At 73.4% G+C, this 12,867-nt stretch carries 11 protein-coding genes; 8 read left to right on the top strand and 3 right to left on the bottom strand.

The genetic code is table 11. The features are described 5' to 3' along the window. Positions 1-74: 74 nt before the first annotated feature. A complete protein-coding gene (locus tag ACBI99_RS25855; protein ID WP_375073698.1) occupies positions 75-350 on the top strand; it encodes a hypothetical protein in 276 nt (91 codons plus the stop codon). Here the strand turns inward: ACBI99_RS25855 and ACBI99_RS25850 are convergent, their stop codons facing one another. Beyond that, entirely contained in the window at positions 351-545 is a 195-nt protein-coding gene (locus ACBI99_RS25850; RefSeq protein WP_219513439.1) for a DUF3046 domain-containing protein, read from the bottom strand. Positions 546-588: 43 nt separating this feature from the next. Here ACBI99_RS25850 and ACBI99_RS25845 point away from each other — a divergent pair, with 43 nt between their 5' ends. After that, positions 589-783, top strand: coding sequence for a hypothetical protein (locus ACBI99_RS25845; RefSeq protein WP_219513437.1), 195 nt, complete (start codon positions 589-591; stop codon positions 781-783). Positions 784-793: 10 nt separating this feature from the next. On the opposite strand, the gene ACBI99_RS25840 is transcribed toward ACBI99_RS25845, so the two are convergent. After that, positions 794-1,282 carry a VOC family protein gene (locus ACBI99_RS25840; RefSeq protein WP_219513434.1) on the bottom strand — a complete coding sequence of 163 codons (489 nt, stop codon included), beginning with the start codon at positions 1,280-1,282 and terminating at the stop codon, positions 794-796. Between the two features lie 87 nt (positions 1,283-1,369). On the opposite strand from ACBI99_RS25840, the gene ACBI99_RS25835 reads away from it, so the two are divergent. Continuing rightward, entirely contained in the window at positions 1,370-6,097 is a 4,728-nt protein-coding gene (locus ACBI99_RS25835) for an ATP-dependent helicase (protein WP_375073697.1), read from the top strand. Positions 6,098-6,772: 675 nt separating this feature from the next. Here ACBI99_RS25835 and ACBI99_RS25830 read toward each other — a convergent pair. Then, complete coding sequence (locus ACBI99_RS25830) at positions 6,773-8,281, bottom strand: PQQ-dependent sugar dehydrogenase (RefSeq protein WP_375073696.1); 1,509 nt, start codon at positions 8,279-8,281, stop codon at positions 6,773-6,775. Between the two features lie 274 nt (positions 8,282-8,555). Between ACBI99_RS25830 and ACBI99_RS25825 the strand changes: the two genes are divergently transcribed. The 5 genes from ACBI99_RS25825 to ACBI99_RS25805 are packed head-to-tail and all read left to right on the top strand — an operon-like array spanning position 8,556 to position 12,856. Then, the gene (locus tag ACBI99_RS25825) at positions 8,556-9,011 is read left to right on the top strand and encodes an NUDIX hydrolase (RefSeq protein ID WP_219503224.1); all 456 of its coding nucleotides are present in this window, start codon (positions 8,556-8,558) and stop codon (positions 9,009-9,011) included. A 54-nt stretch (positions 9,012-9,065) separates the two neighbouring features. Continuing rightward, positions 9,066-9,674, top strand: a complete 609-nt coding sequence (locus tag ACBI99_RS25820) for a TetR/AcrR family transcriptional regulator (RefSeq protein WP_219503227.1) — start codon at positions 9,066-9,068, stop codon at positions 9,672-9,674. Further along, complete coding sequence (locus tag ACBI99_RS25815) at positions 9,671-10,420, top strand: ABC transporter ATP-binding protein (protein WP_219503230.1); 750 nt, start codon at positions 9,671-9,673, stop codon at positions 10,418-10,420. Before ACBI99_RS25820 ends, ACBI99_RS25815 begins: the two co-directional genes overlap by 4 nt. After that, positions 10,411-12,180: a hypothetical protein gene (locus tag ACBI99_RS25810; RefSeq protein WP_375073695.1), complete on the top strand. Its 1,770-nt coding sequence runs from the start codon at positions 10,411-10,413 to the stop codon at positions 12,178-12,180. The genes ACBI99_RS25815 and ACBI99_RS25810 overlap by 10 nt, the downstream gene beginning before the upstream one ends. Next, entirely contained in the window at positions 12,173-12,856 is a 684-nt protein-coding gene (locus ACBI99_RS25805) for a GntR family transcriptional regulator (protein WP_219503237.1), read from the top strand. Before ACBI99_RS25810 ends, ACBI99_RS25805 begins: the two co-directional genes overlap by 8 nt. Positions 12,857-12,867 lie beyond the last annotated feature (11 nt).

Here is a 12,867-nt window from a genome sequence, read left to right as displayed (position 1 = left end):
GCGATTCGACAGGGACGTGTTGTCAGCGGCTGTGAGCTGGGGAGACTCACAGGGAGACGTCAGGAGGCCGCGACGTGGCGAGCGCGTACACCGGGGAACGGCGCACCCATCTGGAGGCCCTCGCCGCGCTGCTGAAGGGCCAGGGGCTGGTGAGCCGGCTGGTCGGCGGCGACGAACCGGTGCTGTGGACGTGGCATCCGCGTTCGGGACGGCGCACGCTGGTCTTCGCCACCCCGTCGCGGCAGGGCTGGCAGTTCCTGTGGTCGCCCGGCGGGCTGCACGACGCCGAAGATCCGGAAGGGGCCGCCGGCAAGCTGAGGGACGCGCTGGAGATGCCGGAGGCCGAGTGATCAGCGGAGCCGGGGAGAGACGTCCTCCACCTGGCAGACCGCCCGCCAGACCGACTTGGCGCTCTCGCCGTCGGCCAGCGCCTGCACGACGGTGCGGCCGTCGAGCGGGGCCAGCACGTAGTCACGCGCCCACGACTCGGCGTAGGCGTCGCCGAAGTGCTCGCGCATCCGTCTCCAGAACTCGGTCAGGCGCATCACCCAAGTATGGGACGCCCCCGGGAGTGGGTAGGACATCCCCATGCCGAAGACCCCCAAGTCCTCACCCCCCAGATCCGCCAAGGTCAAGGCCAACAAGGCCAGGCGGCGCCGGTTACAGCTCGACCGGCGGCTCGCCGTACGGAAGGAGAAGGAAGAGCGTGCCGAGAGGCACGCGGGCATCAGGCAGGAGCCGCGTGCGGGCACGCCGCGCACGCGCAGGGCGTCGCGCCGCTAGCCGTACAGGGTCAGAGCACGCGTGCGCCGTACATCTCCCCGAGGTGGTCGGCGAGCAGCTCCAGCCGGGCGCCGTCGGGGTCCTTGAAGTAGATGGAGGCGCCGCTCTCGATCTGGTGCGGCACGCCGGCCGCCTCCAGCTTCCCGCGCAGCCGCTCCCAGGTGGCGGGGTCGACGGAGATCGCCACGTGGTGCAGGCCGCCGAACACCTCAAGGTACGGGCCGAGGTCGAGGCCGGGGAAGTCGAAGAACGCCAGCAGGTTTCCGTTGCCAAGGTCGAAGAAGAAGTGGCTGGAGCCCTCGTAGTCGCGGTTCTCGAAGATCTCGGTGAGCGGGAACTCCAGCAGTTCCTGGTAGAACTTGACGGTGCGCTCCACGTCCGACGAGACCAGGGCGATGTGATGCAGGCCGCGGGCGCTGCTCGACGGACGGTGCGGTAAGACGTACCGTTCGCGGATCTCCTCGCGGCGAGCCTCCAGGGCTGCGTTGTCGATGGTCACGGTCGGTGTATGTCCGCTGAGCGGCCGCTCAATCACGCGGCGCGGGGCGAAGCGTTTTCTGTCGGTGCGGCGAGGCAGTATGAGCGCGTGAGCTCGCTCGACCACTTCAGCCAGGTGACCAGGCAATGGTTCGCCGGGGCGTTCGCCGCGCCCACCGCCGCCCAGGACGGTGCGTGGGAGTCGATCGCGCGCGGTGACAACACGCTCGTGGTCGCGCCCACGGGTTCCGGCAAGACGCTGGCGGCCTTCCTGTGGTCGCTCGACCGGCTGGCCGCCGAGCCGTCCGAGGGCGGCGGCACCAAGGTCGTGTACGTGTCGCCGCTCAAGGCGCTGGCCGTCGACGTGGAGCGCAACCTGCGCGCGCCGCTGGCGGGGCTCAAGCAGACGGCGCGGCGGCTGGGGCTGCCGGTGCCGGAGATCTCGGTGGCGATCCGCTCGGGCGACACGCCCGCCGAGGACCGGCGGCGGTTCGCGGCCCGGCCGTCCGACATCCTGATCACCACGCCCGAGTCGCTGTTCCTGCTGCTCACCAGCCAGGCGCGGGAGGCGCTGCGCGGCGTGCGCACGGTGATCGTCGACGAGGTGCACGCGGTGGCGGCGACCAAGCGCGGCGCCCATCTGGCGCTCACGCTGGAGCGGCTCGACGCGCTGCTGGAGCGGCCCGCCCAGCGGGTGGGGCTGTCGGCGACGGTGCGGCCGGTGAGCGAGGTCGCGGCGTTCCTCGGTGGCTCCCGCCCGGCAACGGTGGTGCAGCCGCCGTCCGACAAGGTGATCGAGGTCGAGGTCGTCGTCCCGGTGGAGGACATGACGGAGGTGGAGTCCCGCCCGCCCGACGCGGAGAACCTCGCGCCCGACCCGGCGAACCGGTCGATCTGGCCGCATGTTGAAGACCGGCTGTTCGACCTGATCGAGGCGCATTCGTCCACGATCGTGTTCGCCAACTCGCGGCGGCTGGCCGAACGCCTCTGCACCCGGCTCAACGAGCTGGCCTACGGCCGGCAGCAGGGCACCGAGGCCGTCGACCTGTCGATCTGGGAGACGGGGCCGCCGCGCGTGCCCGCCGAGGTGATGGCGCAGGCGGGGGCGAGCAAGGGCGTGGTCACCGAGATCGTGCGCGCCCACCACGGCTCGGTGTCCAAGCAGGAGCGGGCGCAGATCGAGGAGGCGCTCAAGTCCGGGCGGCTGCCGGCCGTGGTCGCCACCTCCAGCCTGGAGCTGGGCATCGACATGGGCGCGGTCGACCTGGTCGCGTGCGTGGAGGCGCCGCCGAGCGTGGCCAGCGGGCTGCAGCGCATCGGCCGGGCCGGTCACCAGGTGGGCGCGGTGTCCAAGGGCGTGATCTTCCCCAAATACCGCGGCGACCTCGTGCAGACGGCCGTGGTCGCCGAGCGGATGAAGAGCGGCCTCATCGAGGAGCTGCGCTATCCGCGTAATCCGCTCGACGTGCTGGCCCAGCAGATCGTCGCGATGACCGCGCTCGACGAGTGGACCGTCGACGAGCTGGAGGCCGTGGTCAAGCGGGCGGCCCCCTACTCGACGCTGCCCAGGAGCGCGCTGGAGGCGACGCTCGACATGCTGGCCGGCCGCTATCCGAGCGAGGAATTCGCCGAGCTGCGTCCGCGCATCGTGTGGGACCGGGTGACGGGCACCCTCCAGGGCCGCCCCGGCGCGCAGCGGCTGGCCGTCACCAACGGCGGCACCATCCCCGACCGGGGCCTGTTCGGCGTCTTCCTCGTGGGCGAGAAGGCGTCCCGGGTGGGCGAGAAGGCGTCCCGGGTGGGCGAGCTCGACGAGGAGATGGTGTACGAGTCGCGCGTCGGCGACGTGTTCGTGCTGGGCGCGACGTCATGGCGGATCGAGGACATCACCGCCGACCGGGTGCTCGTCTCGCCCGCGCCGGGGCAGCCGGGCAAACTGCCGTTCTGGCACGGCGACACGCCCGGCCGTCCCGCCGAGCTGGGCAAGGCCATCGGCGGGTTCCTGCGCGAGCAGGCCGCCCAGGAGTCGCCCGACCGGCTGCGCGAGGCCGGGCTCGACCCCTACGCCACCGCCAACCTGCTGGCCTACCTGCGCGAGCAGCGCGAGGCCACCGGCTACGTGCCCGACGACCGGACCCTGCTGGTCGAGCGCTTCCACGACGAGCTGGGCGACTGGCGGGTCGTCATCCACTCCCCCTACGGCGCGCGGGTGCACGCCCCGTGGGCGCTGGCGATCAACCGGCGGCTGCGCGAGCGCTACGGCGTCGACGTGCAGGCCGTGCACTCCGACGACGGCATCGTGCTGCGCATCCCTGACACGCTGGCCGAGCCGCCGACCGACGTGGCCGCCTTCGACGCCGACGAGATCGAGCAGATCGTCACCGAGGAGCTGGGCGGGTCGGCGCTGTTCGCCTCCCGGTTCCGGGAGTGCGCGGGGCGGGCGCTGCTGCTGCCGCGCCGCGTCCCCGGCCGCCGCAGCCCGCTGTGGCAGCAGCGCCAGCGGGCCGCCCATCTGCTCGGCGTCGCCTCCCAGTACGCCTCGTTCCCGATCGTGCTGGAGACGATGCGCGAGTGCCTTCAGGACGTGTTCGACGTGCCGGGGCTGGTGGCGCTGATGCGCGACCTGGCGGCGCGGCGGGTGCGGCTGGTGGAGGTGGAGACGTCGCAGGCGTCGCCGTTCGCCGCGTCGCTGCTGTTCCACTACGTGGGCGCGTTCATGTACGAGGGCGACGCGCCGCTGGCCGAGCGGCGGGCGCAGGCGCTGGCCCTCGACACGACGCTGCTGGCCGAGCTGCTCGGCCAGGCCGACCTGCGCGAGCTGCTCGACCCCGACGTGATCGCCGACACCGAGCGGGAGCTGGCGCGGCTCGACCGGCCGCTGCGCGACCCGGAGGACCTCGCCGACCTGCTCCGCTCGCACGGGCCGCTGCTCGCGCCCGACGTGAGCGTACGCGGCGGCGACCCGGCCTGGCTGGAGGAGCTGGAGCGGGCGCGGCGGGCGATTCGCGTACGGATCGCGGGCGAGACGCAGTGGGCCGCGATCGAGGACGCCTCCCGCATGCGCGACGCGCTCGGGGCGCCGCTGCCCGTGGGCATCCCCCACGTGTTCCTGGAGCCGGTCGCCGACCCGCTGGCCGACCTGGTGGCGCGGCACGCGCGCACCCGGGGGCCGTTCCACGCCTCCACGGCCGCCGAACGGTTCGGGCTGGGCGTGGCCGTGGTGACCGACGCGCTGCGCCGGCTGGCCGTGCCCGGACGGGTGGTCAGCGGCGAGTTCCGGCCCGGCGGGCGGGGCGAGGAGTGGTGCGACGCCGGAGTGCTGCGCACGCTGCGGCGCAGGTCGCTGGCCAGGCTGCGCAAGGAGGTCGAGCCGGTCTCGGCGGAGACGCTGGCCACGTTCCTGCCCGCGTGGCACGGCATCACCGGATCCCGGGGCGCCGCCCGCGCCGGCGGCTCCGGCGGCACGGCGCGGGCGATGGACTCGCTCGTACGGGCCGTCGAGCTGCTGCAAGGAGCCGCGGTTCCCGCCTCGGCGCTGGAGACGCTGGTGCTGCCGTCGCGGGTGCCCGGCTACCATCCGGCGCTGCTCGACGAGCTGACCTCCTCCGGCGAGGTGATGTGGGTGGGGCAGGGGGCCCTGCCGGGCGGCGACGGGTGGGTGTCGCTCTACTTCGCCGACACCGCGCCGCTGCTGCTGGCCGAGCCCGCCGAGATCACCATGACGCCGGTGCACGAACAGGTGCTGGAGGCGCTCGGCGGCGGCGGGGCGCTGTTCTTCCGCGGGCTGTCCGACCGGCTCGGGTCGCTCGACGACTCCACGCTGGCCGCGGCGCTGTGGGACCTCGTGTGGTCGGGGCGGGTGTCGGGCGACACGCTCGCGCCGCTGCGGGCCGCGCTCGGGTCCGGACGGCCCGCGCACCGGCCCGCGACCAGGCGGCGGCGGGCGGTGCTGCCCAGCCGGAGCGGGCCGCCGACCGTGGGCGGGCGCTGGTGGCTGCTCCCCGAGCCCGCCGCCGACGCCACCCAGCGGGCCCAGGCCCAGGCCGAGGCGCTGCTCGAACGGCACGGGGTGGTGACGCGCGGCGCGGTCACGGCGGAACGGCTGCCTGGCGGGTTCACGCCGATCTACCAGGTGCTGCGGGCGTACGAGGAGAGCGGGCGGTGCCGGCGGGGCTACTTCGTCGAAGGGCTCGGCGGGGCGCAGTTCGCCCTCCCGGGGGCGGTCGACCGGATGCGCGCCATGTCCCCGAGCCTAACCTCCCCGGCAGCCTCCCCGTCGGGGGGTGAGGTGTACGGGGGTTGGGTGGGAACGCCCACGGATTCGGCTTCGTACGGAGGCGGGCCTTGGGAAGGGGCGCCGTCCGGTGAGCCGGGGTCCGGGCGCGCCCCGGCGGGTGCTGCTTGGGCGGCCTCGTCGGGGGCGGCCTCCTCAGGGGCGGCCTCGTCCCGGGCGGGGGAAGCCGGGCGGGGGCGGCAGGCGGTGGTGCTGGCGGCGGCGGACCCGGCCAACCCGTACGGGGCCGCGCTGGGGTGGCCGGCGCATCCGGGGGAAGTCGGGCACAAGCCGGGCCGGAAGGCGGGGGCGCTGGTGGTGCTGGTCGACGGTTACCTGGTGCTGTACGTCGAGCGGGGCGGCAAGACGCTGCTGTCGTTCGCCGACGGGGAGCGGTTGCAGCCTGCCGTCGACGCCCTGGCGCTGGCTGTGCGTGACGGGGCGCTGGGCAAGCTGACGGTGGAGCGGGCCGACGGGGAGCCGATCGTCGACTCGCCCCTCGCAGCGGCCCTGGAGGAAGCGGGCTTCCACCCAACCCCCCGCGGCCTCCGCCTACGAGCCTGACCGAGGCGCCGACCACGGGTGCCGACCCTCGCGGGGCGACGGGCCGTACAGGGTGGCGCGCCGCACGGGGTGATAGGCCCACGGGGTGGCGCGCCGCACGGGGTGACGGGCCGCACGGGGTGACGGGCCGCACGGGGTGACGGGCCGCACGGGGTGACGGGCCGCACGGGGTGGCGCGCCGCACGGGGTGACGGCCGCTCACTGGGGGCGGCGCATAGGTGACGGGACCCGCGGGGTTGCGGCACGCAAGGTAGTGGGGGCAGGCGGCGGGGTGGTGGGGCCGCCCCCGGAGGCGGTATATCCGGAGGTCGGGGCGTGCCCGAAGGTGGGCGCGCCTGGTGGCGAGGGCACGCCGAGGTCGCGGCACGCCCGCACGGGTGGCACGGCTGGAGACGGCGCACGCCCGGGGCGGTGGTGGCACGTCCGGACGTGGCGACGCGCCTGGTGACGGCGCGCCCGGGGGCGGTGGCACGCCGGGGGTGGCGGCATGGCCGGAAGTGGCGGCGCACCCCGAGGTTGCGACGCACCCCGAGGTGGCGGCGCCCCCGGACATGGCGGCGTGCCCGGACGTGGGGGCCTCACCGGCGCCCGGGGCTCGGGGGCCGGGCGCCGGTGGGGTGAGGGGCCTTCGGGGTGCGGGACTCCGTTGGGCCGGGGGCGGGACTTCGTGGGGGGTTAGGGGGTGATTGTGCAGGGGGTGTTGTTGAGGGTGAAGCGGGTGGGGAGGGAGGGGTCGCCGGTGTGGCCGGCCAGGTAGCCCAGGGTGACGGTGGCGCCGGGGGCGATGGTGCGGTTGTGCGGGGCGTTGACGGCTTGGACGATGTCGCCGCCTTGGGTGAGGGTGGTGTTCCAGTCGGAGATGATCTTCTGGCCGGGGGTGAGGGGGAAGGTGAGGGTCCAGCCGTCGACCGGGGTGTCGGCGAGGTTGGTGATGGCGAGGTCGACGGTCATGCCGGTGCCCCAGACCTGGGTGACGGGCTTGATGGAGCAGGTGGGCCGGGCGCGTTCGAAGGAGACGCGGTGCAGGCCGCCGGGGAGGTCGTTGACGACGTAGAGCTCGCCTTGGGGGGTGCTGCCGAAGGCGGTGACCTGGGTGGGCATCTCGCCGATCTCGGCCTGGTCGTAGCCGCCGGCGCCGTCCTCGCGCAGGGCCCACACGGTGGAGGAGCAGTAGTCGGTGGCGATGTAGGTGCCGCCGACGAGGTCGGCGTACTGGCGTCCGCGGTAGACCTGGCCGCCGATGACGGCGCAGCCGCCGGTGTAGGGCGAGTAGGTGAAGATCGGCTGGGTGTACTGGGCGTCGGGGCGGCACTGGGTCTCGTCGAAGACTTCGAGGCCCTCGTAGCAGGACCAGCCGAGGTTGGCGCCGGCCTGGTGCCCGGGTTTGACGTGGTTGATCTCCTCCCAGCGGCCCTGGCCGACGTCGGCGATCCACAGGGAGCCGTCCGCGTGGTCGACGGAGAAGCGCCAGGGGTTGCGGCCCCCGTACATCCAGATCTCGGGCCGGGCGCCCGGGACGCCGGTGAAGGGGTTGTCGTCGGGGACGCAGTAGGGCAGGTCGCCGCAGGTCCGGCTGACGTCGATGCGGAGGATCTTGCCGAGGAGGGTGTCGAGGCGCTGCCCGGAGTCGAAGGGGTCGCCGGCGCCGCCGCCGTCGCCGATGCTCCAGTAGAGGTGGCCGTCGGTGCCGAAGGTGAGCTGGCCGCCGTTGTGGTTGCTGTGTTCGGCGTGCTCCTGGGCGAGGAGGGGTTCGAGGCGGGCCTCGTCGAGCCGGTAGCGGGCGAGGGTGACGGCGCCGTCGGGGAGCGCGGTGTAGGCGAGGTACAGGTCCTGGCTCTGGGGGAAGTCGGGGGCGAGGGCGATGCCGAGCAGGCCGCGTTCGTTGCCGGATTCGTCGACGGAGGCGGTGATGTCGATGATCGGGGTCTGGGCGAGGCCGGTGTCCGGGTGGTAGACGCGTACGGTGCCGCGTTTCTCGGTGATGAGGAGCCGGTCGGTCCCGTCGTCGGGGGCGGCGATGGCGGTGGGGCGGCGCAGCCCGAAGGCGACCTGGGTAGTGGTCGCGCGGATCTCTTCCAGGGGTGGAGGGGCGGTCTCGGCCGCGGCGGCCGGGGTGACCGGGGTGAAGGGGGCGAGCAGGGACAGGGCGAGCAGGGCGGGGGCTGCCCAGCGTCGTGCTGGCATGCGGGCTCCAGAGGCGGGGCTTCGTCCGGGGTCCGGGGGGTTCTCCGGGACCGGGGCGCGGCGGGCATGCGGCGCGCCCGGCCGGACGGTACCGGCGGGGCGGCCGTCCGGCCAGCACTCGGGGCCGGGTGGGGCCGTGGTGGACGACCTCAGGGTCGATGACCTGGGATGACCGGGGGTCGCCCGGGCGTGGACGGATGAAACGTACATGGCCGTCGCGCGGCGTCCGTGATCGCTACGCTGCTCGTAACGGGACGTGGTCAGGAGGACGCCGGTGAAGAAGCTGATGGCCGGGCTCTGGCGTCGCATCAGCGGGCCGGTGCAGTGGCGGCTGCTCTATCTGTCGCAGGCCAAGTTCGTCGTCGGGGTGACCGGCGTGGTGCGTGACCTCGACGGGAACGTGCTGCTGCTGCGGCACCGGTTCTGGCCGGAGGGGCGGCAGTGGGGTCTGCCGACGGGCGGGGCGAAGCGGGGCGAGACGTTCGAGCAGACGGTGGTCCGCGAGGTCATGGAGGAGACCGGCCTGGAGGTGAAGGTCGGCGAGGTGGTGCGGGTGGGCAGCGGGTTCCGGCTCCGGGTCGAGATCGCCTACGCGGCCCGTTACGTGGGCGGGGGGACGCTGCGGCTGAACTCGCTGGAGATCCTGGAGGCCCGCTGGTGCGCTCCAGACGATCTTCCTGAGGGTCTGCTGGAGTCGCACCGGCTGCTGATCGAGTCGTCGCTCCCGTAAACCGGGAAATCACGCGGCTTCCCAGAATCTGAACGGCCGTTTAAAGTTTTGACCGTGCCGTCAGAAGGCCGGTCGTTCATCGAGGAAGCACGGCGGGCGCAGATCATCGAGTGCGCGATCGACGTGCTCGCCTCGGAGGGGTACGCGCGGGCGTCGATGGCCAGGATCGCGCAGCGGGCGGGCATCAGCACCGGCGTGATCTCCTACCACTTCGGCGGCAAGCGGCAGCTTCTGGAGGCGGTCGTGAGCTCGGTCGCCAAGGTGGCGACGGACCTGATGGTGCCGCGCATCCTGGCGCAGCCCACGGCCACGGACATGCTGCGGGTCTACTTCGAGAGCAATCTCGACTTCATGCGCCTGCACCGCAAGCCGCTGCTGGCGCTGGTAGAGATCGTCACGTACAACCGGGGCGAGGACGATCGCGGGCCGGGCCCGTACGCGGAGCAGCACGAGACGGCGATCGACGACGTGGTCAGGCTGCTCGAGTGGGGCAAGTCGACCGGGGAGTTCCGCGACTTCGACTCGCGGAGCATGGCGATCGCGATCCGCGGCGCCGTGGACGCGGTGCCGGCGCGCCTGCTTCACGATCCGGAGCTCGATCTGGGCGGGCTCGCGGGCGAGTTCGTCACCCTTTTCACGCTTGCCACGAGGAGGCAGCCATGACAGCGGCGCTGGACATCGCCGGTCTGACGAAGTCGTTCGGCGAGAAGGTCGCGGTGGATCACGTCGAGCTGACGGTTCCGCAGGGATCGTTCTACGGGCTCGTCGGGCAGAACGGCGCGGGAAAGACCACCACGCTCTCGATGGCGGTGGGGTTACTCCGGCCCGACGGCGGGAGCGCGCGGATCTTCGGCGCGGACGTGTGGGCGGACCCGTCGGGGGCGAAACGGCTGGTGGGGGTGCTGCCTGACGGGCTGGCCATGCCGGAGCGGCTGACCGGGCGGGAGGTGCTCACCTATCTGGGGCTGCTGCGCGGGCTGGAGAAGGACGTGGTGGCGGCGCGGGCCGAGGAGCTGCTGTCGGTGCTGGAGCTCGACGGGGCGGAGAAGACGCTCGTGGTCGAGTACTCGACGGGCATGCGCAAGAAGATCGGCCTGGCGACGGCGCTGCTGCACGGGCCGAAGCTGCTCGTGCTGGACGAGCCGTTCGAGGCGGTGGACCCGGTGTCGGCGGCGACGATCAAGACGATCCTGCGCGGGTTCGTGGCGAGCGGCGGCTCGATCGTGCTGTCCAGTCACGTGATGGCGCTGGTGGAGCAGCTGTGCGACCACGTGGCGGTGATCGACGGGGGCCGGGTGGCGGCGGCCGGGCCGCTCAAGGAGGTGCGCGGCGACGCGACGCTGGAGGACAGGTTCGTGGAGCTGGTCGGCTCGGCCACCACCGGCACGAAGGGGCTGTCGTGGCTGTAGCGGTGACGCTGGTGCGGATGAAGGTGGCGATCCTGCGCCATTCGCTGACCGGCCAGCGGGGGACGATGGCGGTCTCGGCGGGTTCGGTGGGCGCGCTGCTCGCGGCCGGCACGATCTATCTGGCGTTCCTCGACGGTGACTGGCTGGCGGCCGCGTTCGCGGTGTGGATGCTGGGCTGGATCATCGGCCCGGTCTTCTCCGGCGGCGGTGACGAGACGCTGCGGCCGGAGTTCTTCTCGCTCCTGGGGCTGCCGCCGCACCGGCTGGCGGCGGGGCTGCTGGTGTCGGCGTTCGTCGGGGTGGCGCCGGCGGTCAGCCTGCTGGCCCTGACGGGGCTGGTGGTGCTCGGCGTCCGGGAGGGGGCCGGGCCGGCGCTGGTGGCGGTGCCGGCGATGGTGCTGCAGCTGGCCGTGTTCGTGCTGCTGTCGCGGGTCGCGGTGGGGGTGCTGGGCATCGCGTTGCGCTCGCGCGTGGGGGCGATCGGCGCGGGGCTGGTCAACGGGGCGATCCTGGCGTTCCTGGGGCAGGGCTGGGTGTTCGCGGTCGCGCTCGGGCAGGCCGAGGGCATCCCGCCGATCGTACGTTACCTGCCGTCCGGGTGGGGGGTGCTGGCCGTCCAGGGCGACTATCTGGCGCTGGCGGCGATGGCGGTGCTGATCGCGCTGCTGCTGGGCGCGTGGGCGGCGCTGCTGTCGAGGCGGGCCGGGGCGGAGCGGGCGTCGGCGCGGGGCCGCAGGCCGATGCGGGCGGCCACGGCGCTGGACGCGGTGCTGGCCAAGGAGCTGCGGACGTGGTCGCGGGACCTGGTGCGCACCCATCAGCTCACGTTCGCCCTGGCCTACGGGGTGTTCTTCGCGGCGGCGCCGCTGGTGCTGGGGTGGACCGGGATGCTGCCGTGGGCGGCGCCGATCTTCATCGTGATGGCGGCGGCGATGACGGCCAACCTCTACGGCGCCGACGGCACCGCGCTCTGGCTGTCGGTGATGACGCCGGGCTCGTCGGACGTGCGCGGCAGGCAGCTGGCGTGGCTGGTGACGGTGACGCCGGTCGCGGCGGTGCTCGTGGTGGCGCTGACGGCGGTCAACGGCGGCCCGTGGCCGATGATCGTGGCGCTGTCGGTGGCGTTGCTCGGCGGCGGCGCGGGGCTGGTGCCGCTGGTGTCGGTGTACGCGCTGGTGCCGGGCACCGATCCGCAGAAGCGCGGCGGCAACCCGCTGCGCACGAGCGAGGACGACGGGGCGCTGACCGGGCTGGCGTACCTGATGATGGTGCTCGTGGCGGCGTCCGGGGTGCCGGCGGGCGTGGCGGCGGCGTTGTGGGGCTGGCCGGGCGTGGCGGTGGGGGCGGCGACCGGGGCGGCGTGCCTGTGGTGGTTCGGCGCGCTGGCCGAGCGGCGGCTGGCGGCGCAGGGGCCGGAGCTGTTGCACATGATGCGCACCGGCCGCCGGCCTGCCGCCGCGGGAAAGGCGTCGTCGGCCTTCGCACTGCCCGACATGCCGAAGGTCCAGCGGGCGGTGGTGATCACGTGTGTGTCGCTGGGGGCGATCCCGCTCATCCCGCAGGGCATCCTGGCGGCGGTGTTCGTGGCCAACGGGCAGCTCGGGCACAGCTGGTTCCTGGCCACGCACATGGCGCCGGGGCTGCGCTACCCGACGGCGGCCGTGATGATCGCGCTGGGGCTGGCGATGTACGGGACCGGGCTCGGGATCATGTACAGGTACAAGAAGAGGGTTGTATACGATAAATCACCTAATGTCTGATGTATCCCTCGGCGCAACCCACCGGACCCTGCGCGACGAGGTCACCGCAGAGCTTCGCCGGCGCATCATGTCCGGCGAGTTCGGGCAGGGCGAGCGGCTGGTCGAGGACCGGCTGGCCGCCCTGCTCGGGGTCTCGCGCAACCCGGTGCGCGAGTCCATCCGGGTGCTGGCCGCCGAGGGATTCGTCCAGGTCGTCCCGAGGTTCGGGGCGACCGTGGCGACGCTGTCGGCCGAGGAGGGCGACGAGCTCTTCGACGTGCGGATGGCCGTCGAGGGGCTGGCGGCGCGGCTGGCGGCCCGCAAGCGCACAACGGCGTCGGCCGAGCGGTTGCGCCGGGTGCTCGAGGAGGCCAGGCAGGCCGTGGACGAGGGCAGGCTGGACGCGGTGGCCGATCTCAACACCGCCTTCCACCTGGCCGTGGGCGAGGCGGCGGGCAACTCCTACCTCAACCTGATGATGACGCCCATGCTCCAGCGGGCGCAGTGGGTGTTCAGTCAGACGGCGGCGGCGCGCGGCCCGCACTCGTGGTCGGAGCATCTGAGCCTGTACGAGGCGATCGCGGCGGGTGACGAGGACGAGGCGCAGGCCAGGGCGGTGGCGCACGTGGCGGCCGCCAGGCGGTCGTTCCTGACAGCCGTCGGGCGGGCTAACAGGACAAAGCACGCAATCAATTAGAAAACACTCAG

Origin of the sequence: Nonomuraea sp. ATR24 (assembly GCF_041950485.1) — a bacterium.
GTDB classification, from domain to species: Bacteria; Actinomycetota; Actinomycetes; order Streptosporangiales; family Streptosporangiaceae; genus Nonomuraea; species Nonomuraea ceibae.
This window is presented reverse-complemented; position numbering and strand designations above follow the sequence as displayed.